Raw genomic sequence first — 24,619 nt, 5'->3', positions numbered from 1 at the left:
CCCTGTGTCAGGTGGTCCGTTCTTCCAGGTGGACCAGTCCGGTGGCGGCGACGTGCAGGTCGCGGTCCGGCCGCTCGGCGAAGGCGACCTTCGTGGCGGCGAGTTCCGGGTCCTGCCGCGCCTCTGCGACGGCGGGTGAGGGATGCGCGAAGGGCCACAGTCCCGCCGTGCAGACGACCGTCAGGGAGACCAGCTCGCGTGCGGCCGCGGGGCTCAGTGCGGTGATGTGCCGGCGCAGCAGTTCCGCCAGGGCGGTCAGCAGCCGGACGTGGGCCATTTCGAAGTCGCGCGCGGACTCGGCGGAGATGTTCCGTTCGAGTTCGGAGCCCAGCGAGCCGAGCAGTTCGCACAGCAGGGTCCGGCGGGCCAGGGAGCCCAAGCGGCGGCAGCGTTACTGACACACCCTCACGCGCGCCCGCCGGCCTGATCCGGTCCAGGCCGGGCTTCGGCAACGGGATCGTCGTCCCGGACCGTCCGCCATGGACGGTCCGGACCGCGTCAGCCCACCGCCACCCGCGCGGGCACCCGTCCCGGGGCCGCCAGGCGGTGGGTGGCGTACACCAGGAGGGACAGGCTGATCGCGGCCAGCACGCCGTAGGCGATGTCGCTGTCCAGGCTGTCCCACAGGGTGTGCAGGGTGACCGCGACCGCGTAGACGCACACGAACAGCCCCACGGAGCGGCGGCGCCGGCCGTGGGCGGCGGCGGACCACAGGGCCGCGGCCGTCAGGCCCGTCCAGGCCATGTGCGCGGCGGGGCTCAGCAGTCCGCGCCACACCAGGAGGTCGTCCACCGCGGACAGGTCGCCGTTGGAGTCGACGAGTTCGACGAAGGCGTAGCCCATCGTCTCGAAGACGGCGAACCCGGCGCCGGAGGCCACACCGATCAGCAGCCCGTCGCCGGGGTGCCGGTCGCGGATGACCAGGAGCAGCAGGGCCGGGACGATGAGTTTCGCCGCCTCCTCGATCACTCCGACGGCGACCATCGGCAGGACGTCCAGCAGCCGCAGCGTCCGGTACTCCAGGAACCCGGCGGTGGTCACCCCGATCGCACCGCCCGCGAGGGCGGTCACCGCGACGACCCCCGCGCCGGCGCCGAAGTCGAGCCGCCGGCCCGCCACGAAGGCGACGAAGGACGACGGCACCAGCGCCGCTCCGAAGAACAGCAGAGCGGGGATCAGGTTGGGGTTCTCCGTGGAGACCAGGGCCGAGTGGATCAGCCAGAACAGCAGCAGGCCGACCAGCAGGACGGCGACCCAGCCCCAGCGGCGGCCGACGCGGGCCGGCCCGCTCCGGCCGAACCGGACCGATCGGTGTGTGAGCGACACGGGCACGACTCCCTCCCAGACGTGGACGAGCCGACAGTGCCCGGTCCCGCGACGGCCCGCATCACACGTTCGTGCGAATTCGGGCGCCCGTGGGGGAGGAGACGGTGATGCCGGGTCAGCTCAGATGCCGGGTGAAGAACCGCGGGGAGCCGTCCGCTTCGAAGGGCGGCACATCTCCGTGCCCGCCGGTGTCGGCGCGCAGGGTCTTCTCGGACGAGGCCAGCGCGTCGAACAACGCCAGGCTCTGGTCCCGCGGAACCAACTGGTCGTCCCACCGGACCACGAACTGCACCGGTACGGTGATCCGCGCGGCGTCCTCGGCCAGACCGTGCACCCCGAGCAGGCCCAGCACCGCCGCTCGGATCCTCGGCTCGGCGACGATGAGCGGAATGCCGAGCCCGCAGCCCATCGACATACCGCAGCAGCCACCCGCGCCGACGCCGGCCTGGTCGAGGTGCTGGACCGCGGTCAGCACCGTCCGCCAGTCCGCGACGGCCTGACCGGCCGAACTCCTCGTCCCGGGGGCGGTCGCCGTGGTGGGGCGCGTCGGTCGCGACGACCGCAAACTTTCGGCGGCGTAGCGGCGGGCGCGGGCCGCGCTGCCGGGGCCGTCTTGTGCTGCCCGTCGCCGTGGCCCGGCAGGATCAGGGGACGAGTACCAGAGGCGCCTTCCGGCGTCCACAGCGCGCCGGGGATCCCGTCGAGGGTGAAGAAGTGTTCGGTGACGCCGTCCGATGACGTCTGGGAGGTGAAGCGCATCAGCGTTCCGGGCCTTGCGGGATGCGTTCCGCGGGCGCTCCCCAGACCACGCGGAAGAGGGAGCCCCGACCTGTCACAGCGTTGATCGGTCTCACCTCCGCGGACTCGCAGTCGTGCACCGGCGCCGCCGCACGTATCACAGCGACCGACGCCCGCTCCCGGCCGGGGAGCACATTGCCTGACGCGGCATCAGTCGCCTTCGCCGAGCGGCCTGTTGGTCAGGCGGGTGAGCCATTCGGTGAGCAGCAGGTGCTCGCCCGGGGTGAAGGGCCGCCTGCCGTCCTCCTCGTCGAGCAGGGCCTTGAGCGCCACGGCGTGCCGGGCGCCGCGATCGGCGCGTGACTCGGCGGCGCCGGTGTCCCGTTCGTCCGCGATCAGGGCCGCGAGGACGGCGTCCCGCGTGTTCTCCGACAGGCCCTCGTGCTCGGCGAGCCGCCCGGCGGCGCTCGCGCTGATCAGCGTGACGGTCACACCGATGCCCGCCGCGTGGATCATCGCGGCCGCGGCCTCGACGCTCATGCGCAGCCGGCCCGCTTCGGCGACCCGGGTGACGAGCCGCACCAGGATGTCGTACGCCTCGCCCATGACCGTGGCGCCCTCGCCCGGCCGGGGGTCGGTGTACAGCAGCCGGTAGAGAGCCGGGTTGGCGAGCCCGAAGGCCACGTGCAGGTCCCAGCCGTGCCGCAGTTGGTCGACCGCGTCACCGGAGGCGAGGTTGGCCTGCTTCTCGGCGAGGTAGGAGGCGAAGCCGCGCTGGGCGACCTCGTCGAGGAGTCCCTGCATGTCGCCGAACTGCCGGTAGATGGTCTGGGCCTGTACGCCCGCGGCCGCGCTGACGGAACGCGTGGACACCGCCTCCCGTCCGCCGTCGGCGAGCAGGTCGGCCGCTGCCCGCAGGATCCGCTCGCGCGGCTGCGGGATCGTCTCGGATGCTGTCATGAAATCAATGATAACGGTTCACTGTGATCGACGCTGACGGTGACGGCAGTGAGGGCAGCGAGAGGGGTGACGGCAGTGAGGGCAGCGGCGACAGCGATTGCGGCAATGTCACGGGCCTCCCCGCCGGCGCCGTCGCGCCGCACACGTCGGCCAGGGGCGGTACGGCACTCAGGACGCTCCGGGCGCCGTACCGCTGGATCGTCCAGGCCGAGCAGACCGCATGCTCGCCCGACATGCCTCGCAGAACCAGGTACCGCAGGCCCTGGTAGGGCTCCGTCGCGAGGCGCAGGCCGGCGACCGGATGGGCGAAGAGCCCGGTGAGGTACCGGCTCGCGTACCGGGAGCCGGTGTCGTCCGGCGCGAACAGCCGCTGGAAGGCGGCGGGGTCCCGGGTGCGGACGGCCGCCGCCGCGGCGGTCCGCAGGGCGCTGACGCTGCTCGCCCCCCGGTCGGGCGGGGCCCCGCCGCCTTCCTCCTGGATGAAGAAGCAGATGACCGCCAGCCACAGGGCCACCAGGGCGCAGATCACCCACAGCCAGGGGATCCTCGGGATTCGTAGCATGCCGTGTCTGCCGTTTCGGGTCCTGGGCCGGCCGGGGGAGGAGGTTTCCGTGTACCAGGATCGCCGCCGCTCGCCCGCGCCGCGATGGAGCCGCCCCCACGCGTTCCCCCCGCTGCGGTGGGGAGATCCCCAGGGTCCGGGCCGGGCGCACCGGCCGGGACGCTTCGGGACGTGTGGAAATCCCCTCCCGCGCCGAGCGGTAACGTGGGGCTGACCCTATGGTTCAGCACTCGGAGCACGAGGCATTCTGGTGAGCATGTCCGTCAACATCGTGGTCGTGGACGACGACCCGGGATTCCGCCGCATCGCCAGGCTGCTGCTGACCGCGCGTGGTCTGCACGTCGTCGCGGAGTCGGAGGACGGCGCGTCGGCTCTGGCGGCTGTGCGTGCGCACCGGCCGGACGGACTGCTGCTCGATCTGCATCTTCCCGACCGTGACGGCGTGGCCGTCGCGCGGATGCTGCGCGAGGAGGAACAGCCGCCCCGGATCGTGCTGACCTCCACGGAGCAGTCGTTCTGGTCCGCGGAGGAGCTGGAGCAGGCCGGCATCGAGACCTTCATCGCCAAGGACCGGCTGTTCGACGCCGATCTCAAGGGCATCTTCCGCCCGCCGTCCGGGGATCCGGCCGTAGACCCCGCTGTCTGAGCGCGCTGTCTGAGCGCACTGTCTGAGCCCGCTGTCTGAGGCTTTGCGGCACGGCCGGCATCCGGTGATGTCCGCGCGCCACGTGCGCCCCGTTCCCTCGGCGTGCGCGTATCCGGCCTCCGGCCGGTCCTTCGTGTCCGCGTGCACCCGGCCGACGAGCCCGACCACGTCGGTCCCGGGCCGTCATGGCACCGCTGCCGCTGGCTGTTATCGATGCTCACAAGAAAGTGTTGCCATCATTCCGATCCCTTGTTATCGTCGATAACGCAAGGACGGGAGCGGCGATGTAATCCGCCGGTCGGACACCTTGCCCCACCACACGAAGGAGTGGTCACGATGACCGAAACGAACACCCGCGTCGCACTGGTCACCGGCGGTACCGGAGGCATCGGCCGGGCCGTGGCCGACCGCCTGGCCCAGGACGGTGTCGCCGTCGTGGTGCACTACGCGGGCAACAAGGCCAGGGCCGACGAGGCCGTCGAGGCGGTCAGGGCCCGCGGCGGCAGGGCGATCGCGGTGGGCGGCGACGTGGCCGACGAGGTCGCCATGGCCGCGGCGTTCGACGCCGTCGAGGCGGAGTTCGGAGGCATCGACGTCGTGGTCAACTCGGCGGGCATCATGCTCCTGTCGCCGATCGCCACGCTGGACCTCGACGACCTGGACCGCATGCACCGGACCAACATCCGCGGCACCTTCGTCGTCTCCCAGCAGGCGGCCCGCCGGCTGCGCCGCGGCGGCGCGCTGATCAACGTCTCCTCCTCCCTCACCCGGCTCCAGTTCCCCACCTACGGCGCCTACGCCGCGAGCAAGGGCGCGGTCGAGGCGATGACCCTGGTGCTCGCCCGTGAACTGCGGGGCAAGGACATCACCGTCAACGCCGTCGCCCCCGGCCCCACCGCCACCCCGCTGTTCCTGGAGGGCAAGGACCAGGCGGCGCTCGACAACCTCGCCAAGGCGGCCCCGCTGGAGCGGCTCGGCACCCCCGAGGACATCGCGGAGGCCGTCGCCTTCCTGGCCGGGCCGGCCCGCTGGATCAACGGCCAGACCATCTACGCCAACGGCGGCATCGCCTGACACCCGGCGCCTCTCCCCACCCCCTGCCCCCCGACGCCCCCACGCCACCCCCCTTCACCCGCCCCAGCCCTTCGCCAGTCCACCCCGCGGTCGAGGAGATTCCCATGAGCAGGATCGTCGTCATCACCGGTGCCTCCAGCGGCTTCGGCGCGCTCACCGCACGCGCCCTCGCCGACGCCGGCAACACCGTCTACGCCGGGATGCGGGAGACCACCGGCCGCAACACGCCGCAGGTCCGCGCCGCCGCCGACTACGCGGAGGAACACGGTGCCGACCTGCGCCCCATCGAACTGGACGTCAACTCCGACGACTCCGTCGACTCGGCCGTCAAGCGGGTGATCGGGGAGCACGGCCGTATCGACGTGGTGATCCACAACGCCGGTCACATGGTCACCGGGCCGGCCGAGGCGTTCACCCCGGAGCAGTTGGCGCAGTTGTACGACGTCAACGTGCTGTCCACGCAGCGGGTCAACCGGGCCGTGCTGCCCCACCTGCGGCAGGCCGGCCGGGGCCTGGTCGTGTGGGTCTCCAGCTCCAGCGTCAAGGGCGGCACCCCGCCCTACCTCGCCCCCTACTTCGCCGCCAAGGCCGCGATGGACTCCCTCGCGGTCAGCTACGCCGGGGAACTCGCCCGCTGGGGCGTCGAGACCTCGATCGTGGTGCCCGGCTCCTTCACCAGCGGCACCAACCACTTCGCCCACTCCGGCCACCCGGCCGACGGCGCCGTCGAGGCGGAGTACGAGAGCCGGTACCCGGGTCTGCTCCAGCAGGTCTCCCAGAAGCTCGCGGCGCTCGCCCCCGAGGGCGCCGAGGCCTCGCTGGTCTCCGACGAGATCGCCCGGATCGTGGCCCTGCCCGACGGCGAGCGCCCCTTCCGGGTCCACATCGACCCGGCGGACGACGGCTCCGAAGAGGTCTCGGAGGTCGCCGACCGCATCCGCCGCGAGTTCCTGACCCGGATCGGCCTGGACGACCTGCTGACCGTCCACCCGGCCGACGCCTGACGGCTGCCGCCGCGGGCGTCACGCACGTCGGCGAGTTCGGGGCCAGCCCGCGGAAGCGCCGTTGAGGCACACCGTCGGGCAGCCGGCCTCGGCCGGGGCTCCGATCAGCGGGTGTCGTAGCCGGTCCGCCAGCGGCCGTGCCGCCTCACGACACGCCCGTCCGTCCGATCCGCCGGGCGCCGGCGGCGGGCCGGCCGAACCCGCGCCGGGCCCCTCCCACGGGCGCGGCACGCACGCGGACGGTTCCCTCCGGCCGACGGCCGGCGCCTGACCGCTGCCGTCGCGGGCGTCACGCACGTCGGCGAGTTCGGCGTCAGCCCGCGGAACAGTCCCCGTGTCGTCTTCCTCCCGCCGGCCGAACCGCCCGCGCCCCCGCGCCTCGCACGTTCATGTGATGCGGAACGGGCGGACCGCTGGAAGGCTCGACAGCAGCGGAAATCCGACGGAAGGCGTGTGCCATGGGATTCGTGACGGTGGGCCGGGAGAACTCCGAGTCGATCGATCTGTACTACGAGGATCACGGCAGTGGCCGTCCGGTGGTGCTGATCCACGGTTATCCGCTCGACGGCCACTCCTGGGAGAAGCAGGAGCGGGTGCTGCTGGAGGCGGGGTACCGCGTGATCACGTACGACCGGCGGGGATTCGGCCGGTCGAGCCGGCCGACGGTGGGCTACGACTACGACACGTTCGCGGCGGACCTGGAGGCGCTGCTGGACCACCTGGACCTGCGGGACGTCGTCCTCGTCGGGTTCTCGATGGGCACGGGCGAGGTCACCCGGTACCTGGGCCGGTACGGATCGGAGCGGGTCGCGAAGGCGGTGCTGCTGGGCGCGATCCCGCCGTTCCTGCTGAAGACCGACGACAACCCGGAGGGTGTCGACGGGTCGGTGTTCGAGGGCATCAAGGCGGCCGTGCTGAAGGACCGGCCCGCGTACTTCAAGGACTTCCTCGACGACTTCTACAACGTCGACATGTACGCCGGGACGCGGATCAGCGACCAGGCGTGGCAGAACAGCTTCAACGTCGCGGTGGCGGCGTCCGCGTGGGCGGCGTACGCGTGCGTCGACACCTGGCTGACGGACTTCCGTGACGACCTGCCGAAGATCGACGTGCCGACGCTGCTGGTGCACGGCGACGCGGACCGCATCCTGCCGTACGAGAACACCGCCCGGCGGCTGCCCGGACTGATCAAGGACCTGACGTTCGTGACGGTCGAGGGCGGCCCGCACAACATCGCCTGGACCCACCCCGAGGAAGTCAACACCGCCCTGCTGGACTTCCTCGCCAAGTGACCGCGCCGAGCCCCGACCGGTCCCCGTGGCCCGGGCGGAACGGAGCCACCCGGCACCTGCTGACCCTCGCGGCCGGAGCGGCGAACGCCTTCGGGTTCCTCGCGCTCGACGGTGTCTTCACCAGCGTCGTCACGGCCAACTCCGCGCTCCTCGGCCTGCACCTGGGCGACGCCCACCTGGCCGCCGCCCGCCTCGTCGCCGTGGCCCTGCTCGGCTATGTCGCCGGGGCGGCGGCCGGCGGCCTGGTGGCGGCCGGCCGGGGCCGGCTCCGGGGCGCGGGCATCCGGGGCGGCCTGCTCCTGGAGGCCCTGCTGCTGTGGCTGGTGGTCTGCGGCTGGCTGGGCTGGCACATGGCACCGCACGGCGCGGCCCGCACCCTGCTGCTGTTCCTCACGGCCCTCGCCATGGGCTGCCAGAACGGCAGCGTCCGCGTCACCGCCGGCAGCGAGATCACCACCGCCTATCTGACGGGCCTGCTCACCTCCGCCGTCACGGAGTTCGCCACCCGGGGACGCCTGCGGACCCGCAGCGTCGGCATCGTGGCCGCGCTGATCGCCGGGGCCGCGGTCGAGGGCGCCGTCCACCGCTGGCTGCGCCCCGGGGCCCCGCTCGCGCCGGCCCTGCTCGTCACCGCGGCGCTGGCGGCGACCTGGCTGCGCGCGCCGGCCCGCCCGGCCGTCGTCCCGCCGGAGCCCTGAGCCCTGAGCCCTGAGCCCTGAGCCCTGAGCCCGCTGAGCCATCCCGTTTGCGAACCGGCCCGATTCGACGAAGAGAGCGCACGACATGACCGCATCCGATGTTGACCCGACGCCGGACCCGCACCCGCGGGACGGCGCGGTCGGCCGCTCGGCCACCGGCGGCGACGGCCCGGCCGTCGACAAGCGGCCGGCGCACCGCCCCTACCACCACCCGGCGGCCGGCTGGGGCGCCGCCAAGAGCGTCGGCCGGGTGCTGATCAAGGAACGGGCGCTGTTCGAAGGGCCCCGGGCCGTCCTCAGGATGAACCACGAGAACGGCGGCTTCGACTGCCCCGGCTGCGCCTGGCCCGACGACACCAAGGGCCTCAAGCTCGACATCTGCGAGAACGGCATCAAGCACGTCACCTGGGAGATGACCGGCAAGCGGGTCGGCGCCGGCTTCTTCGCCCGGCACACCGTCTCCGAGCTGTCCACGTGGTCCGACTTCGCCCTGGAGGACCAGGGCCGGCTGACCGAGCCCCTCGTCTACGACGAAGCCAGCGACCGGTACGTCCCGATCACCTGGCAGGACGCCTTCGCCCTCGTCGGCCGCACACTGCGCGCCCTGGACAGCCCCGACGAGGCCGCCTTCTACACCTCGGGCCGGCTGAGCAACGAGGCGACCTTCCTCTACCAGCTGATGGCCCGCGAGTTCGGCACCAACAACCTGCCCGACTGCTCCAACATGTGCCACGAGGCATCCGGCCGGGCCCTGACGGCGGCCCTCGGCACCGGCAAGGGAACCGTCGACCTCAAGGACTGGGAGACCGCCGACGCCCTGTTCGTCATGGGCGTCAACGCGGCCTCCAACGCCCCCCGCATGCTCACCGCGCTCGCCGAGGCCTACCGGCGCGGCGCGCAGATCGTCCATGTGAACCCCCTGGTCGAGGCGGCGGCGACCAGCACGATCGTGCCGCACGAGTTCACGGACATGGCCCTGTTCAAGGCCACCCGCACCAGCACCCTCAACCTCCAGGTCCGCGCGGGCGGCGACATGGCCCTGCTGCGGGGCATCGCCAAGGCCGTCCTGGAGGAGAGCCGCAGCGACCCCAGGGCGCTCGACAAGGAGTTCATCGAGCGCCACACCCACGGCTTCGACGCCTACCGCGAACTGTGCGAGGCCACCTCCTGGGAGGAACTGGAGGAGCAGTCCGGCCTCACCCGGGCCGACATCCTCAAGGCCGCCGGGATCTACTCCCGCTCCGACCGCACCCTGATCAGCTGGTGCCTCGGCCTGACCCAGCACGAGCACGGCGTCGACACCGTCCGCGAGATCGTCAACGTCCTGCTGCTGCGCGGCAACCTCGGCCGGGAGGGCGCCGGCCCCTCGCCGGTGCGCGGGCACAGCAACGTCCAGGGCAACCGCACCTGCGGCATCGACCACCGGCCCCGGCCCGAGTTCCTGGACCGGCTCGCCGACGTCTGCCGCATCGACCCGCCGCGCGAGCACGGCATGGACACCGTCGACACCATCGAGGCCATGAACCAGGGCTGGGTGAAGGTCTTCGTCGGCATGGGCGGCAACTTCGTGCTCGCCGCGCCGGACACCGCGTACACCTCCCAGGGGCTGCGCACCTGCGAACTCACCGTGCACGTCAGTACCAAGCTCAACCGCAGCCACCTGGTGCACGGCCGGAAGGCGCTGATCCTGCCCTGCCTCGGCCGCACCGAGAAGGACCACCAGCGGCGGGGCCCGCAGTCCGTCTCCGTGGAGGACTCGATGAGCATGGTGCACCTGTCGGCCGGCATGAAGAAGCCCGCCTCCCCGCACCTGCTGTCCGAGCCGGCCATCATCGCCGGCATGGCGCGGGCCACCCTCCCGGAGAGCGGCACGCCCTGGGAGTCGTACGTCGAGGACTACGACCGCATCCGCGACACCATGGCCAAGGTCCTGGACGGCTTCGAGGACTTCAACCGCAGGGTGCGGCTCCCGCTCGGCTTCCGCATCAGACAGCCCGCCCGGGAACTGGTCTTCCTCACCCCGTCCGGCCGCGCCGAGTTCTCCGCCGCGCCGCTGCCCGAAGCGCCGCCGCGGGACGATGTGCTCGTCCTGCAGACCATGCGCAGCCACGACCAGTGGAACACCACGATCTACTCGGACGACGACCGCTACCGCGGCATCAGCAACCTGCGCACCCTCATCCTGATGAACGGCGACGACATGCGGGCCCGCGGCATCAAGCCCGACAGCCTCGTCGACATCACCGCCACCGCCCGCGACGGCAGCCGGCGGCAGCTCAAGCGGTACACGGCGATCGAGTACAGCATGCCCCGGGGCTGCGCCGCCGGGTACATGCCGGAGATGAACGTCCTGGTCGCCGCGAGCGACTACAGCACGCAGAGCAACCAGCCCCTGATGAAGAACATCAAGGTGCGGGTCGCGCCCAGTGCCGAGGACTGACCGGCCATGACGACAGCAGGCGGTCCTGCTGCCCCGGGTCATGGGCCGCGCCGAACCGGTGTCGTGCCGGGCCCGGGGGACGGTCAGCCGGCGCGCAGCAGGTCGAGCAGCTCGCGCGCGTACGTGAGGGACTCCTCCACCGTCTCCACCTCGTACATGGTGTCCACCATGACGTGCTCGATGCCCGTCCGGTCGCGCACGGAACGGATCGCGTCCGCCACCGCCCGCACGCCCGTGCCCGTGGAGACGTTGACCCGCAGCACGGTGTCGATGTCCCCCGGGTCCCGCCCGGCGGCACGCGCCCACGTGTCGAGCCGCGCCCGCTGGGCGGTCAGGCCGTCGGTGTCCACGTACTCCGGCACCACGCACAGCGGCAGCCACCCGTCCGCGCGCCGCGCGACCCGGCGCAGCGCCCGCTCGGAGAGCGCGCCCAGGTACACCGGGGGGCGCGGCAGCCGGGCGGGCTTGAGCGGGGCGTGGTGCCGGGGCACCGACAGCAGCGCCCCGGAGTACTCGGCGGGGTCCTCGGTCCACACGGCTTCGAGCGCGTCGAGGAGCTCGTCCAGCAGGGCCCCGCGCCGGCTGAAGTCCCGCCCCGCGGCCTCGTACTCCTCCGGCGACCAGCCGATGCCGAACCCGGCCAGCAGCCGGCCGCCGCTGACCAGGTCGATGGTCGTCAGCGCCCGTGCCAGCTGCACGGGCGGGTACAGGGGTGCGATGAGCACGTGTGAACCGAGCAGCGCCCGCTCGGTCGCGGCGGCGGCCACCCCGAGGAGCACGAAGGGGTCGGCGGCCGGGTTGAGTTCCGGCGGAATGGTGGTGCCCTGTCCGCCGTAGCCGACGCTGGGCCGCACGGCCGCCAGGGTGCGGTCGCCCACCCAGAGGCTCGCGGCACCGGCCCGTTCCACTTCCCGCGCGAACTCCGCGGCCCGGGCGACCTCGAACGCCTGACGGTGGAACTGGGGGAGTGCGAATCCGATGCGCATGGCTGCCTTCGCGGGGTGGGCCGACGGGTGCGCCCAGCCTACACACGCCGAGGCATGTACGGGCGCACACGTGTGTCGCCGGCCGCGCAAGGTGTCTGCTCGTCCCGGTGGCGATTGTCGCGCGCGGGCCACGGGTTCGCCCTAGAGTGTGGCTGATCCATGCATTTGTCCGTCACCGAATCGACTGGGAGGGTATGACACACATGTCCCAAGACGTCCCCGAACCGGTGCCCCAGATGGTCCTGTCCCCGCTGACCAGCGCGGCGGTCTTCCTGGTGGTCACCATCGACAGCGGCGGCGAGACCACGGTCCGCGAGCTGCTGTCCGACGTCGGCTCACTGGAACGGGCCGTGGGGTTCCGCGCCCAGCCCGAGGGCCGGCTCAGCTGTGTCACGAGTATCGGCTCGCACGCCTGGGACCGCCTGTTCGGCGGGCCGCGCCCGGCCCGGCTGCACCCCTTCCGGGAACTGAGGGGACCGGTGCACCGGGCCGTCGCCACCCCCGGCGACCTACTCTTCCACATCCGGGCCGCGCGGCTCGACCTGTGCTTCGCGCTCGCCACGGAGATCATGAGCCGGCTGCGCGGCGCGGTCACGGTCCAGGACGAGGTGCAGGGCTTCAAGTACTTCGACGAACGCGACCTGCTCGGCTTCGTCGACGGCACGGAGAACCCGACGGGCGCCGCGGCGCGCGCGGCCGTGCTCATCGGCGACGAGGACCCGCCGTTCGCGGGCGGCAGCTACGTCGTCGTACAGAAGTACCTGCACGACCTGGAGGCATGGGAGGCCCTGCCGGTCGAGGCGCAGGAACGGGTGATCGGCCGGCGCAAGCTGTCCGACGTGGAACTCGCCGACGACGTCAAACCCGCCGACTCACACGTCGCCCTGACCACGGTCACCGACCCGGACGGCACCGAGCACGAGATCCTGCGCGACAACATGCCCTTCGGCGCGGCCGGCCGGGGCGAGTTCGGCACCTACTTCATCGGCTACGCCCGCACCCCCGAGGTGACGGAGACGATGCTGGAGCGGATGTTCCTGGGCACGGAGTCGGCGCCGCACGACCGGATCCTGGACTTCTCCACCGCGGTCACCGGCACCCTGTTCTTCACGCCGTCCGCGGACTTCCTCGAAGACCTCCCCGAGCCGCCGGCCGCCGGGGCCGTCGCCGCCGCCACACCGACCGACAGCCAGGTCCGATCCTCCGGGTCCTCCCTCGGGATCGGCAGCATGAAGCGGAGCCCTTCCCGATGAACAACCTGCACCGTGAACTCGCGCCCGTCTCCGAGGCCGCGTGGGCCGACCTGGAGGAGGAGGCCCGCCGCACCTTCAAGCGCCATGTCGCGGCCCGCCGCGTCGTCGACGTCCCCGAACCGGGCGGCCTCGGTCTCGCCGGCGTGGGCACCGGTCACCTGGACGCCCTCGACACCCCCGCGGACGGGGTCATCGCGCACACCCGCCGCTTCCAGCCGCTGGTGGAACTGCGGGTGCCGTTCACCGTGGACCGCCGGCAGGTGGACGACGTCGCCCGGGGCGCCAAGGACGCCGACTGGCAGCCGGTGAAGGACGCGGCCCGGCGGCTGGCGTTCGCCGAGGACCGGGCCGTGTTCGAGGGCTACCCGGCGGCCGGGATCACCGGGCTGCGGGCGAGCTCCGCCAACCCGGAGCTGACGCTCCCCGCCGACGTGCGCGACTACCCGGACGCCGTCAGCCAGGCGGTCACGGCCCTGCGCCTGGCCGGTGTGGACGGCGCCTACACGCTGGCGCTGAGCGCCGAGGCGTACACGGCCGTCAGCGAGACCTCCGACCACGGCTACCCGGTCATCAAGCACCTCGCCCGGCTGCTCGACGGCGACATCGTCTGGGCGCCCGCCATCGACGGCGCCTTCCTGCTCTCCACCCGCGGCGGCGACTTCGAACTGCGCCTCGGCCAGGACGTGTCGATCGGCTACCTGTCGCACGACGCGACGAGCGTCACCCTGTACTTCCAGGAGACCCTGACCTTCCTGGCGTACACCGGGGAGGCCGTGGTGGCCCTGTCACCCGCCCCGGCCGACGCCTGACGCGCGAGCGGCACCGGGTGGACGTGCGGCCACCCGGTGCCGCGCCGTTCCCGGCGTGCCCCTCCTGCGGCAGTTCGACGCGCTCGATGTCGCGGACGACGACGAGGTAAGCCGACCACGGCCATGGCGGCGCAGGCGCCGACGAGGGTGAGGGCGAGGTCGATGTGCCGCCCCGCGCGAGGCGGTCGGAGAGCCGGCGCCGCCCAGGACACCGCCGTCGAAGCCGCAGAGGGCGGGAACAGCGCGGAGACGCGGCGCAGGTCCCGCCCGCCGGACGTGGCGCTCCTGGCGCGCGTGTCCTCCTCGGCGGTGGGGGCTCCACCGCGGGGGCGTGGATGACCTTCGTCCACGCCGCGGCCCATGTGCAGTATCAGCCCGTAAGCGGCGCCGGCCCGCGCCGAGGGCGATGAGCGCGCACCCGTCTGCGCGGCCTCCTTGCGCCGCTGCCAAGCCCGCTTCGCGGCGCCGCTCACCAGGGAACCGGCGTTCCGTCCCAGGAGAAGAAGCCACCGGTGGGGCCGTCGTCCGGCAGCAGGGCCAGGCGGGCGGCTCCCTGGGCGGCCTCGGCCGGGTCGTCGCCGGCAGCGGCGGCCAGGGGGTTGAGGTCGGTGGCCCGTATGCCGGGGGCGAGCGCGTTGACCTTGAAGCCGTCCTCGGCCAGCGTCTGGGCGTAAAGGACGGTGAGGGCGTTGAGGGCGGCCTTGGACGACCGGTAGGCGGCGGCGCCACCGCTTCCCGGGGTGAACTGGGGGTTGGGGTTCGTGCTCCAGGTCAGCGATGCGGTGCCGCTGGAGACGTTGACGATGCGCGGACGCGGGGACCGGCGCAGGGCGGGCAGGAAGGCATTGGTCACCGCCACCACCCCGAAGACGTTGGTCTCGTAAGTGCGCCGGAACTCCTCGACGCCCGTGTCGGCCGGCGGGGCGAGTGACGGTGAGATCCCGGCGTTGTTGACCAGCACGTCCAGACGGTCCACCTGGGTCGCGGCCCGTGCGATGCCGTCAGGATCTGTCACGTCGAGGACCAGCAGGCGGGCGCCTGCGCCGATCTCCGCGACGGCTCGCTGTCCGAGCCCGCGGTCGCGGGAGCCCACGTACACGGTGAGGCCCTCGGCGGCGAGGAGCCGGGCGATGTGCTTGCCGATGCCCTTGTTGGCACCGGTGACCAGAGCTGTGCGATCGTTCATGGCAACTACCGTCCCCTGGCTGTGGGCGCCCTGCCAGGGACAACCTGTACCAGGCAGTGGGAGGAGGCGGCATGGCACGGCAGGAGCTGGCCCGCTTCCTGCGGGACCGCCGGGCGGCCCTGCGTCCGCACGAGATCGGCCTGACGGCGACGGGCACCGATCGCCGGACACCGGGCCTGCGCCGCGAAGAGGTGGCGGAACTCGCCCACATGTCGGTCGACTACTACACGCGGCTGGAGCAGGCCCGGGGCCCGCGGCCGTCCGCTCGGATCCTGGACGCGTTGTCCCAGGCACTACGGCTCACGCCGGCCGAGCGCAGCCACCTGTTCCGCCTGGCGGGCTCGAGCGCGCCGCCCGGCATCAGCGCCGTGCGGAGGGTACGCCCGCATGTGGCCCGGATGCTGGAGCGGTTGCCGGAGACCGGCGCCATCGTCACCGACGCGGCGTACGGCGTCGTCGCCTGGAACCCCCTGGCCCAGGCACTGCTCGGCGGCGATCTCGGAGGCGGCAGGACGAACCTGGCCCGGCGCCGCTTCCTCGGCCAGGGGCGGATGTACGAGAGCTCCAGCGCCGAGGAGTTCGGGCACATCGTGGTGGCGCGGCTGCGACGGGCCGCCGACCGCTACCCGCATGACCCGCGGCTGACCGCTCTGCTAGCCGAACTGCACACCGGCAGCGAGGAGTTCCGACAGATATGGCAAACGCGTCCGGTCCACGCCCCCGGGCACCGCACCAAGATCCTCGATCACCCGGAGACCGGCACGCTGCGCTTGAACTGTGACGTCCTGCTCGTGCCCGAGGATGACCAGGAAGTCGTCCTGATCACGGCCGACCCCGGATCACCTGCCGCGCGGACCCTGCACAGGATGGCCAGGCAGGCGACCTGAGACATGGGACGCGTCGACGGGGGACTCCACCGGATCGGCGTCGTCTCCGCGAAGACAGGGGAGTGGGAGGCCGACCACCGGGCCCGGATACGCGGGTTGCCGGTCGCGGCGTCCACCGCGGTGGAGGATCTGCACGACGCGCTGCGCGAAGTCGCCGCCCGGCGCGGCCGCATGCAGGCCGTGTGGGGCTACTGCGGGGAGTGGGTGAGCAGGTAGTCGATGGCCTCGCTGACGTCGTCCACGGTGTGGTGGGGGGTGTCCAGGCCGTCGGGCCAGGTGCGGCCCCGGACCCATATCGTGCGCAGGCCGGCGCCGTAGCCGCCGGCGATGTCCGCTTCCGGATCGTCGCCGGTCATCCAGTCGCCCGGGGTGAGCTGGGTGCCGCACCGGGCGGCGGCGAGCTCGAAGAGCCTCGCATCCGGTTTGCGGACGTCGATGTCGCCGGACGCGGCGATGCCGTCGATCAGGTCGGCGAGCCCGGTCGCGCGCACTTTCGCGCGCTGGATGTCGCTGGAGCCGTTCGTGGCGACTCCGATGCTCCAGCCGGCGTCCTTGAGGCGGGTGAGCGCGGCGAGCACGGCGGGGCGGCAGGTCACGGCGGACGCCATGCGGTCGATGTAGACGCGCCAGAGGTGATCAGCGGACTCGGCGATCGGGAAGGCGGCGCGCAGGCGGTCGAAGTCGGACCGGTCGGCGCGGTCGGCGAGTTCGGTCAGCAGCCAGGTCTCGATCTCGGGGCCGTAGCCGTGGTCGTGGCTGAGGGTGGCTATGGCGTCGGCCACGGCACCGGTGCGGTCCACCAGGGTGCCGTCCAAGTCGAAGATCGCGAGTCTCACGAGCACGGACCCTACCCGGCCCTCCGCGGATACGGACAGGTCCGGGTAACCCCCCTGTGCGACGACCGGCCTGCCGGATGGTGGCGGACGAGCCGGTCCACGAGGGTGAGGGGCTGTGAACACGTACAGACGAGGAGGCCCCATGCAGACCCGCCGCACCGCCTTGCTGTCGGCCGTCGCCGCCGCCGTCACCCTGTCCGCCACCTCCGCGCGGACCGTCTCCGCCGCCCCGCGCGAGGCCCGGCTCGTGCGGCTGACGCTGCCCGCGCCCAGTGGGCCGTACCCCGTGGGGACGGTCTCGCTGCGCCTCGTCGACGCCTCGCGCCCCGATCCCTGGACGGCCTCGCAGCCGTACCGGGAGCTCATGGTCGGCATCCGGTATCCGGCCCGCGCCGCCGGCGCGTACCCGGCCGCCCCCCAGATGCTCCCCGGGGAGGCCGCCGGGTTCGCCGCTCTGAACAACCTCTCCGGTGTGCCGGGCGACGAGGTCGACTGGTCCGCCACGCGTACCCACGCTCATGAAGGCGCCCCGGCCGACCGGGACTCGGGCCCGTACCCGGTCATCTGCTGCTCACCCGGCGCCGGGGACCCGCGTTCCCTGGGCACCACGCTCTGCGACGACCTCGCCTCCCGGGGATATGTCGTCGTGACGATCGACCACACCTACGACGCCACGGCTGTCCAGTTCCCCGGCGGCCGTGTCGAAAGCACCGTACTTCCCGCGGAGTACGCCAAGGCGTACCCGGACCCGGACCGCATCACCGCGCTCCTGCGGAAGACGCTGGCCGTGCGGGTGGCCGACACCCGCTTCGTCCTCGATGAACTGCCCCGTGCGCTGCCCCGGGGTTTGCGCGGCTCGCCGGACCTGGACCGCATCGGCATGTTCGGCCAGTCGGCGGGAGGTTTCACGGCCTTGCAGGCGATGCACGACGACCCGCGCGTCGCGGCGGCGGCCGACCTCGACGGCGTCCTCGCCTACGTCCAGGACGACGGCACCCCCGGCAACCTCTCCACCGTCGCCGCCGACGGCCTCGACCGCCCCTTCCTGCTGATCGGCAAGGAGGGCAACGACCTCGGCACCGTGCCGTCCTGGGACTCCCTGTGGCGGCGGGGCCACGGCTGGCGCCGGGGCCTGACCCTGCGTGGCGCGTCACACGCGACCTACACCGACGCGGAGGCGGTCGTCCCGCAGATCGCCCATCGGCTCGGCCTGCCCCGCGAGACGGTCGTCGAGAACATCGGCACCATCGCACCGCGGCGCGCGATCAGCGCCCAACGGGCCTACCTCGCCGCCTTCTTCGACCGCTGGCTGCGCGGCCGGGACGACCACGGCCTGCTGGACGGCCCGTCGGACCGCTACCCGGAGGCGCGCTTCTTCCCCCGGTGACCGGTCACCTCGTCGAGACCACCGGTCTCCCTCCAGGACGAGGACGGCACGTTCGGCGAACCCCTGTACGCCGCCCACGACTTCGGCGTCGACCAAGGGTGGAAGTGGGTCGGGGAGCGAGTCCGGACGCGCCCAGGGGCGCACGGGAAGCAGGCACCTCCGCTTCCCCGCGACGTCACCGGTGACGGCAACCCCGACCACGTCGGCTTCGCCGACGAGGGGGTCTGGGTGTCGCGCAACCGCGGCGACGGCCGGTTCGAGCAGGCCCAGCTGGCGTACCGCGGGTTCGGCCACGGCGACGACGCCGGCGCCAGGCGGGTCGACCGCCACCGCCGCTTCCGGACCCGTTGACCCTTCCGCAGACCCGCGCAGCCGCGCCGCACCACCGCGACTCGCCACCGGCGTGCCGGAACCGGCCACCCGACCCGCAGAGCGGCCCGGCACGCCTTCCGCCCGCCCGGGAAGCGGTCCGGCACGGGAACGCGGGCCCGCGGTGCGGACACGGATCGCACACTCCTCTGACCGCTTCCTGACATCGCGTGGCTACCGTCCCGCGCATGCTCACACCTTCCGACCGTCCACGCGGTCACCAGGACAGCACCCGCAGGACCCTCCGGCACGCGCTCTGCGTCACCGTCGCGGTGTCGTCGGCCGTCGTCGCCCTGGTCACACCGGCCGCGGCCGCCGGTGGCGCGGCGCGCGCGGATGCCCTCACCACCCATGCCGGCGCCACGACCGCACAGGAGCGCGACCGGATCGACGCCTACTGGACCCCCGAGCGGATGAAGCTGGCGGGCGCCCTGGTCCCCGAGATCACCCCCGTGCCCGAGGACGACAACACACCGGACGACCCGCGGCCGCTCCCCCCGGACACACCGGACCCCGGGTCGGTGTGGACCCACGGCGGGGCGGTGGAGAAGAACGTCGGCCGCCTGTTCTTCACCTTCTCCGACGGCTACGACGGCAGTTGCACCGCGACGGTCGTCGCCGGCGCCAACCGCAGTACCGTCGTCACGGCAGCCCACTGCCTCAGAGGCGTCGGCTCGCCTTCCGCCGACGACACCTGGAACCACAACTTCTACTTCGTGCCCGGCTACCGCAACGGCACGAAACCGCTCGGCGGTTTCACCATCAGGACCATGGCGACCTCGTCCCGCTGGAACGCCGATCCGGACACCACGGACTCCTCGGACGTCGCCGCCGCCGGCTACGACACGGGACTCCTCGTGGCGAACCCCGCCGCCGGCGGGCGTCCGATCGCGGACATCACCGGAAGCCAGCGCATCGGGTTCGGCCGGCCCGCCGAGGGCGAGTTCGTGCACGCCTTCGGATACCCGGACTACGGACTCAACGACCCCGGGGACAGGTACGTCGGCTCCCGGATGATCCACTGCGCGGGCCCGAGCCACCCCGGTCCCAAGACGCCCCTGCTGTGGGGTGAGACCTGCGACATGTCCGCCGGGTCGAGCGGTGGCCCGCACCTGGCCGGCTTCGACACCCGCACCGGTACCGGCACCGTCGTGGGCGTCACCACCACCGACGAGGAACTCGCGGGCGGGCAGGGCCCCGCGCTCTACGCCACGCGCTTCGGCGCCGACGCCCACCGCCTCTACGACTGGGCGCAGTCGCGATAGGACCGGCGGCGCCTACTGGTAGCAGGGGCTCCCGCAGAGCACGGTGACCGTACCGCTGCCGTCGGCCGCGGCGGAGGCGGTGCCGTGCGCCGGGGCCGTGGGGGTCCTGCTGGTCTCCCAGGGCATGGGGGCGGCTACGGCCAGGGGGGCGAGGGCGGTGAAGGCCGCGGTGGCCACGAACAGGGCGGAAACCGCTCGTTTGCGCAGACGCATGCGTACTCCTCGGTCGATCGGCCGGTGAGGCGCGGCCGCCGGCGTGCCGCTCGGACAGGCCGCCACCGCTCACACCCAGCCTCGGGGTCCGGCCGGCCCGAAGCGAGGCTCACCGCGGAGATTCGGCACATCTCCATACCATCACCGCGAATGGCGGACCGGGTTCCGGGCACGGCCCGCACGGCTCTCCGCCACGGGAGAGCGGGGCGGGAGTCGCCTCCCGCCCCGCTCCGTCGCGCCCATGGGGGATCGTCAGCGCAGCGTGTACGCCGTCGGGATGGTCTGCCGGACGGTGTTGCCCTGGCTGTCGGTGGCGCTGATCCTCAGTCCGACGCCCTCGGCGGCCTTCTCCCGCCGCGGGTTGCTGATGGTGGTGGTGAACGTGTTCTTCCCGGCCGCCTTCGTGGCCGCGGGCTGCCAGGTCCTGCCTCCGTCGAAGGTGGTCTCCGCCTTCAGTGAGGTCACCTCGGGCAGCGCGGTGAGCCGCGGCTGGTAGTAGCCGACGACGGTGACCTCGTGCTTCTCCCCGGCCTTGGCCGTGTTGTCGAGGGCCAGGCCGAAGTCGTAGCGCAGGAAGATCAGCGGCTCGGGGCGGCAGGCCGCCTGGTTGCTGCCGACCAGCTCGCCGATGCACGGGTTCTGCTCCGGGGCGTCGTCCTTGGTCGCCGTGGCGGAGGCGTACTGCCACACCGTGGTGACGTCGTTGGTCCGCGTCTGGAACGTGTACCGGGCGGACTTGGCCGGGAGGTCGTAGGAGACGAGGTCGCCGGCCTTGCAGCCGGCGAGCGCCAGCACCGCTGCGGCGGCGAGCACCATGAGGGCTCCTCTCCTGCGCCGCGCCGATGTCACCGGGGTGCTCATCGTGTCGGTCTCCTTCGCGGTGTCGAGTGCCATCACAGGGTCGTCCAGGTCTCGTCGGGGAGGTGCTCCGTGCGACGCCCGATCTCGTCACCGGACGCGTCCAGCAGCGTGAAGTCGCAGACGGAGTCGAGGTTCGGCACCGTGGGCGAGGGAGCCGTCCCGCACGAGGACAGGTTGACGAAGTCGTGCTGGAGCAGTTCGTCGCCGACGATGCCGATCAGGGCCTGGCGTCCGCCGCCGCTGCCCGTCAGGTAGAGGGTGGGGTAGAAGGTGTCGCCCTGCCGGCAGCCCGAGCACGGTCCGGCCGCGATCGTGAAGCCGGACGCGGTCCGCACCTGCCGCGCGGCGCCCGGCACGGCCGGTCCCGCGTTCCAGTGGATGTCGTTCCTGCCGGTGAGGACCAGGTCGTTCACCTCCTGGCGGTTGTGCGCGATGAAGTAGTCCGCTCCGTGCTCGGCCCAGGAGGCGGTGAACCGGCTGATGGCGTTGTCCTCCCGCTTGACGAAGGCCGTCATGGTCCGCTGCGTGGAGGGGTGCGGCAGGGACACCTGCGAGGTGGCGGGCGTGGCCTGGAGGGACTGCTGCCAGCTCAGCTGGTGCACCTCCCCGGGGCGTGCCGCGTGGAAGTGGAGGTCGACCCGGTCGAGGTCGTCCTCGCCGATGCGGTAGTCGCTCGGCCGGATCTGTCCGTTGTCGTGGTACGTGGCGGCGTACGCCCTCGGTACGACGCTGCCGCCGAGGCCGATCCGGACGTGCGACGGGTCGGCCTCGATCCGCTTGATCAGGGCCTCGGCCTGGGCGTAGGGCAGGCTCACGATGGGCAGTGCGGCGTACGGCTGGATCGCCGGGCAGCTCTGCGGCCCGTCCGGGCACTGGTCCCACGTCGCCGGGCTGCCCAGGGAGGTGAGGCCCGGTGCCGAGACCAGCACGCCGGTGGCGCCGGCGTCGGCGGCGGCGGCCACCCTCCCGCGGAGTTCCGTGTGGTCGCAGGTGCCCTGGCAGATGTCGGCCGGCGTCAGGAGGACGAGCTTGCCCCGGGCGTCGACGTCCGCGAGCTCGGCCGCGGTGCCGGCGCCGGCGTGGACCACCGGCAGGTGTCCCCCGACCGGCAGGCGCGGCACCGGGATCGCGGCTTGCCGGGTGCTCGGGTCCCCGTTGTCGCGCAGCCACGCCTGCGTCTCGGCCAGCGAGGCGTCCGGGGTCACGTAGCGGGGGGACAGGGTGGAGGGGGCGCCGCCGCCGGTGGCGCGCATGGTGACGACGGGCGTCGTCGCCGAGCTGTAGAAGTCGTGGGTGAGGGTCCCCTGGGTCACCTTGCCGGTGGGCAGCACCCACCAGTCCGGTTCGGTGGCGCGGTAGTCGAACGCGGTGGCCGAGCCCATCGACCAGGCCCCGGTCGCCGAGACCCGGTTGACGACGTCGGTCGCGTTGTAGGTCTCGGTGGATTCCGGGTACCGCACGCGCAACGGCCTGGCCTTGCGCAGGTCCAGCGTGACCGTGGTCGCCTGGGTGAGGCTCACCTCCGGTGCCATCGGCGTGGCCTGCTGCACCTCGCCCGCCGCGTCCCGCCAGGTGACCGGGATCTGGGCCGCGTAGGTGCCGCGGAAGAGCTGCTCGGTCACGTTCTCCGCGCCCGTCTCGAACACCTTGCCCGCGTGCAGATAGACCTGGTCGTCGACCGGCGTGAAGTCGGCGGTGCCGTAACGGACGTCGGTGGCGCCCGCCGGGGGGACGACGTGGAGGGTCAGCGGGAACTTCTGGGCCTCGACGAGGGTGTGGATCCTCGAGTTCAGCTGTATCGCACCGGAGTCGTCACGGGCGCTCAGCAGCCCGTTGTAGGCGCCGTAGGGGCCGTCGGTGCCCAGTACCCTGCCGTCCAGCGTCACCGGCACCTGGGCGGACCCGCCCGCGGGGACGACCACCGTGTCCGTGCCGAGGGTGAACAGTCCCGCCGGGGCCGGCCTGCCGTCGCCGAAGGAGACCGGCATCGACAGATGCAGCGTGGTCGCCTTGTCGGTGCGGTTGGTGTACGTGATCTGCTTGGTCACCGGCGAGTGCGGGAAGGTACGGCGGCCGAAGTTCAGGTTCCCCTTCGGGACGATCCGCGGATCGCTCGCGGTCGCCAGGTCGACCAGGCCGGTGCCCTGGGCGTACATGTCGTGTCCCAGGTCGGTGGCGGTGTCCATCAGCAGTGCCTTGATCTGCTGACCGGTCAGCTCCGGATGCTGCTGGGCGATGATGGCCGCGGCGCCCGCGACGTGCGGCGTCGCCATCGAGGTCCCGCTGGCCTTGGTGTAGTACTGGTCCACCGGCGTGCCCATGGCCGTGCCCGCGGCGCGCGCGGCGGCGATGTCGGGCTTGGCGGCGCCGTCCCCGATGCGCGGCCCCCGGTTGGAGAACTGCGCCATCTCGTTGTTCTTGTCCACGGCCGCCACGGTCAGGGCGTCGTCGGCGGAGCCCGGGGTGACGACCTTCTGGGCGACGAGACCGGAGTTGCCGGCCGCGACCACGAACAGGGTCCCGGTGGTCCGGCTGAGCTCGTTGAGCGACTGGCTCATCGGATCGGTGCCGTCGGTGGGTTCGCCCCCCAGGCTCAGGTTGACGACCTTGGCCCCGGAGTGGGCAGCCCAGTCCATGCCCGCGATGATCGCGTCGTCGGGACACTCGCCCTTGTCGTCGCAGACCTTGCCCACCAGCAGCTTGGCGCCGGGTGCGACGCCCTTGCGCAGCCCCTTGGACGCGGCGCCGCTGCCCAGGACCGTGGACGCCACATGGGTGCCGTGCCCGTGCCCGTCCCTGGCTCCCTGGGGACTGCCCGTGAAGTCGGCCTTCCCGACGATGCTCGCGGACACGTCCGGGTGGGTGGCGTCGATACCGGTGTCCAGCACCGCCACGGTCACCCCGGTGCCGTCGTAGCCGCGTGCCCAGGCGACGGGCGCGCCGATCTGCGGCACCGACTGCTCCAGGTCGATGTGGGACAGGCCGTTGAGCCACACCTTCCTGACCCCGGTCAGGGAGCCGGCCGACCGTGCGGCGGCCGGCGTGGAGGCCGTTTTGCCCCGCACCCCCCGCCACCACCGTCCGTCGTCGGCGATCTTCATCGAGCGGCCGTTGATGCTCGGAAGCGCCCGGCCGCCGGACGCACCGGCGACCTTACGCGTCCGGTCGGCCGCGCCGGCGCCGGTGTAGGTGACGAGCACCGGCACCGCGTCGTCCCTGCCCGCGGCGGCGAGCGTCACCAACTGGCCGAGGTCGAAGAGCGACCAGTCGAGCAGTCCCTGGCCGACCAGTGCGAGGGCGTCGTCCGGTACGACGTACACCGTGCCCTGGCGGGCGAAGGTGTGGAACACGACCGGCAGTCCGTCCGGCCGGGGCGCGCCGTCGGTGCCGCGGACGACCGGTTTGCCGCCGGCGTCCACACCGACGCGCACGGTGTCGCCGGTGACGAGCGTGACCGGGACGGAGCCGCCGGACGCGGACACGAACCGGGCCAGGTCGCCGCCGGTGGCCGTCTTCGGGCTGTTCGTCCGTGCGGCACCGGCCGGCGGCGGCGCCTGCCGGTCGGGGCCGGCGGCCTGGGCCGTCGTCGTCGACACGAGCATGCCGAGGACGGCCAGGCCGACGGTCACCGCGCCACGGCGTCTTCTGACGCCCCGTCTTGCGCTTGACCTCATCGATGAGTCTCCCTTGTGAGGAATGACGTGGAACGTGCGCACAGGTCCGGGCCGGGGACCCGCGGCGCGTCGGCGATCGGACTCCCCGTGCGCCCGAGGACACCGGCCGGCCGGCGATCCCGGGCCGTTCGGCGCCCCGCGCCGTGGCCCCCG

General features: G+C 72.7%; 24 protein-coding genes. 13 read left to right on the top strand and 11 right to left on the bottom strand.

Features of this window, described 5'->3' with window-relative positions; all coding sequences use genetic code 11:
* Positions 1 to 7: 7 nt before the first annotated feature.
* The 5 genes from ACZ5DC_RS33640 to ACZ5DC_RS33620 form a co-directional block, all read right to left on the bottom strand.
* Positions 8 to 379, bottom strand: coding sequence for a hypothetical protein (locus ACZ5DC_RS33640; RefSeq protein WP_468659090.1), 372 nt, complete (start codon positions 377 to 379; stop codon positions 8 to 10).
* Positions 380 to 498: 119 nt separating this feature from the next.
* Entirely contained in the window at positions 499 to 1,326 is an 828-nt protein-coding gene (locus ACZ5DC_RS33635; RefSeq protein WP_468659088.1) for a PrsW family intramembrane metalloprotease, read from the bottom strand.
* Positions 1,327 to 1,441: 115 nt separating this feature from the next.
* Positions 1,442 to 1,801, bottom strand: a complete 360-nt coding sequence (locus ACZ5DC_RS33630; RefSeq protein WP_468659087.1) for a hypothetical protein — start codon at positions 1,799 to 1,801, stop codon at positions 1,442 to 1,444.
* Positions 1,802 to 2,274: 473 nt separating this feature from the next.
* Positions 2,275 to 3,024 (bottom strand): TetR/AcrR family transcriptional regulator, encoded by a 750-nt coding sequence (locus tag ACZ5DC_RS33625; RefSeq protein ID WP_468659085.1) that lies wholly within the window; start codon positions 3,022 to 3,024, stop codon positions 2,275 to 2,277.
* Positions 3,025 to 3,028: 4 nt separating this feature from the next.
* Entirely contained in the window at positions 3,029 to 3,586 is a 558-nt protein-coding gene (locus tag ACZ5DC_RS33620) for a hypothetical protein (protein ID WP_468659083.1), read from the bottom strand.
* Positions 3,587 to 3,842: 256 nt separating this feature from the next.
* Between ACZ5DC_RS33620 and ACZ5DC_RS33615 the strand changes: the two genes are divergently transcribed.
* The 6 genes from ACZ5DC_RS33615 (at position 3,843) to ACZ5DC_RS33590 (ending at position 10,740) form a co-directional block, all read left to right on the top strand.
* Positions 3,843 to 4,232 carry a response regulator transcription factor gene (locus tag ACZ5DC_RS33615; protein ID WP_468659081.1) on the top strand — a complete coding sequence of 130 codons (390 nt, stop codon included), beginning with the start codon at positions 3,843 to 3,845 and terminating at the stop codon, positions 4,230 to 4,232.
* 336 nt (positions 4,233 to 4,568) lie between these two features.
* The gene (locus ACZ5DC_RS33610) at positions 4,569 to 5,306 is read left to right on the top strand and encodes an SDR family oxidoreductase (RefSeq protein WP_468659079.1); all 738 of its coding nucleotides are present in this window, start codon (positions 4,569 to 4,571) and stop codon (positions 5,304 to 5,306) included.
* Between the two features lie 104 nt (positions 5,307 to 5,410).
* The gene (locus ACZ5DC_RS33605; RefSeq protein WP_468659076.1) at positions 5,411 to 6,310 is read left to right on the top strand and encodes an SDR family oxidoreductase; all 900 of its coding nucleotides are present in this window, start codon (positions 5,411 to 5,413) and stop codon (positions 6,308 to 6,310) included.
* Positions 6,311 to 6,768: 458 nt separating this feature from the next.
* Positions 6,769 to 7,602: an alpha/beta fold hydrolase gene (locus tag ACZ5DC_RS33600; protein ID WP_468659074.1), complete on the top strand. Its 834-nt coding sequence runs from the start codon at positions 6,769 to 6,771 to the stop codon at positions 7,600 to 7,602.
* Positions 7,599 to 8,300, top strand: coding sequence for a DUF1275 family protein (locus ACZ5DC_RS33595; RefSeq protein ID WP_468659072.1), 702 nt, complete (start codon positions 7,599 to 7,601; stop codon positions 8,298 to 8,300). Before ACZ5DC_RS33600 ends, ACZ5DC_RS33595 begins: the two co-directional genes overlap by 4 nt.
* An 85-nt stretch (positions 8,301 to 8,385) precedes the next feature.
* Positions 8,386 to 10,740 carry an FdhF/YdeP family oxidoreductase gene (locus tag ACZ5DC_RS33590; RefSeq protein ID WP_468659070.1) on the top strand — a complete coding sequence of 785 codons (2,355 nt, stop codon included), beginning with the start codon at positions 8,386 to 8,388 and terminating at the stop codon, positions 10,738 to 10,740.
* Positions 10,741 to 10,823: 83 nt separating this feature from the next.
* Here ACZ5DC_RS33590 and ACZ5DC_RS33585 read toward each other — a convergent pair whose 3' ends face one another.
* Positions 10,824 to 11,726, bottom strand: coding sequence for a TIGR03619 family F420-dependent LLM class oxidoreductase (locus ACZ5DC_RS33585; protein WP_468659068.1), 903 nt, complete (start codon positions 11,724 to 11,726; stop codon positions 10,824 to 10,826).
* Between the two features lie 203 nt (positions 11,727 to 11,929).
* On the opposite strand from ACZ5DC_RS33585, the gene ACZ5DC_RS33580 reads away from it, so the two are divergent.
* Entirely contained in the window at positions 11,930 to 12,979 is a 1,050-nt protein-coding gene (locus ACZ5DC_RS33580; protein WP_468659066.1) for a Dyp-type peroxidase, read from the top strand.
* Positions 12,976 to 13,788, top strand: a complete 813-nt coding sequence (locus tag ACZ5DC_RS33575; protein WP_468659064.1) for a family 1 encapsulin nanocompartment shell protein — start codon at positions 12,976 to 12,978, stop codon at positions 13,786 to 13,788. The genes ACZ5DC_RS33580 and ACZ5DC_RS33575 overlap by 4 nt, the downstream gene beginning before the upstream one ends.
* A 469-nt stretch (positions 13,789 to 14,257) precedes the next feature.
* Here the strand turns inward: ACZ5DC_RS33575 and ACZ5DC_RS33570 are convergent, their stop codons facing one another.
* Positions 14,258 to 14,974: an SDR family oxidoreductase gene (locus ACZ5DC_RS33570; protein ID WP_468659062.1), complete on the bottom strand. Its 717-nt coding sequence runs from the start codon at positions 14,972 to 14,974 to the stop codon at positions 14,258 to 14,260.
* A gap of 71 nt (positions 14,975 to 15,045) precedes the next feature.
* On the opposite strand from ACZ5DC_RS33570, the gene ACZ5DC_RS33565 reads away from it, so the two are divergent.
* Both ACZ5DC_RS33565 and ACZ5DC_RS33560 read left to right on the top strand, forming a co-directional pair.
* The gene (locus ACZ5DC_RS33565) at positions 15,046 to 15,861 is read left to right on the top strand and encodes a helix-turn-helix transcriptional regulator (RefSeq protein ID WP_468659060.1); all 816 of its coding nucleotides are present in this window, start codon (positions 15,046 to 15,048) and stop codon (positions 15,859 to 15,861) included.
* A 3-nt stretch (positions 15,862 to 15,864) separates the two neighbouring features.
* Complete coding sequence (locus ACZ5DC_RS33560) at positions 15,865 to 16,077, top strand: hypothetical protein (RefSeq protein WP_468659058.1); 213 nt, start codon at positions 15,865 to 15,867, stop codon at positions 16,075 to 16,077.
* On the opposite strand, the gene ACZ5DC_RS33555 is transcribed toward ACZ5DC_RS33560, so the two are convergent.
* Positions 16,050 to 16,697 carry an HAD family hydrolase gene (locus tag ACZ5DC_RS33555; protein WP_468659056.1) on the bottom strand — a complete coding sequence of 216 codons (648 nt, stop codon included), beginning with the start codon at positions 16,695 to 16,697 and terminating at the stop codon, positions 16,050 to 16,052. The genes ACZ5DC_RS33560 and ACZ5DC_RS33555 overlap by 28 nt on opposite strands.
* A gap of 142 nt (positions 16,698 to 16,839) precedes the next feature.
* On the opposite strand from ACZ5DC_RS33555, the gene ACZ5DC_RS33550 reads away from it, so the two are divergent.
* From ACZ5DC_RS33550 to ACZ5DC_RS33540, 3 genes are all read left to right on the top strand, one after another.
* On the top strand, positions 16,840 to 18,084 hold the full coding sequence (locus ACZ5DC_RS33550) for an alpha/beta hydrolase family protein (protein WP_468659054.1): 1,245 nt from the start codon (positions 16,840 to 16,842) through the stop codon (positions 18,082 to 18,084).
* 228 nt (positions 18,085 to 18,312) lie between these two features.
* Positions 18,313 to 18,435 carry a hypothetical protein gene (locus tag ACZ5DC_RS33545; RefSeq protein ID WP_468659052.1) on the top strand — a complete coding sequence of 41 codons (123 nt, stop codon included), beginning with the start codon at positions 18,313 to 18,315 and terminating at the stop codon, positions 18,433 to 18,435.
* A gap of 206 nt (positions 18,436 to 18,641) precedes the next feature.
* The gene (locus ACZ5DC_RS33540; protein ID WP_468659050.1) at positions 18,642 to 19,718 is read left to right on the top strand and encodes a trypsin-like serine peptidase; all 1,077 of its coding nucleotides are present in this window, start codon (positions 18,642 to 18,644) and stop codon (positions 19,716 to 19,718) included.
* Between the two features lie 12 nt (positions 19,719 to 19,730).
* Here ACZ5DC_RS33540 and ACZ5DC_RS33535 read toward each other — a convergent pair whose 3' ends face one another.
* The 3 genes from ACZ5DC_RS33535 to ACZ5DC_RS33525 all read right to left on the bottom strand — a co-directional run bounded on the left by ACZ5DC_RS33535 (position 19,731) and on the right by ACZ5DC_RS33525 (position 24,421).
* A complete protein-coding gene (locus tag ACZ5DC_RS33535) occupies positions 19,731 to 19,931 on the bottom strand; it encodes a hypothetical protein (protein ID WP_468659048.1) in 201 nt (66 codons plus the stop codon).
* Positions 19,932 to 20,183: 252 nt separating this feature from the next.
* Complete coding sequence (locus ACZ5DC_RS33530; RefSeq protein ID WP_468659046.1) at positions 20,184 to 20,825, bottom strand: hypothetical protein; 642 nt, start codon at positions 20,823 to 20,825, stop codon at positions 20,184 to 20,186.
* A complete protein-coding gene (locus tag ACZ5DC_RS33525; RefSeq protein ID WP_468659044.1) occupies positions 20,825 to 24,421 on the bottom strand; it encodes a S8 family peptidase in 3,597 nt (1,198 codons plus the stop codon). The genes ACZ5DC_RS33530 and ACZ5DC_RS33525 overlap by 1 nt, the downstream gene beginning before the upstream one ends.
* Between the last annotated feature and the right edge of the window lie 198 nt (positions 24,422 to 24,619).

This window comes from Streptomyces sp. NPDC031445 (assembly GCF_055581365.1).
The sequence above is the reverse complement of the archived record's forward strand: the minus strand, read 5'-3'. Positions and strand labels throughout refer to the sequence as shown.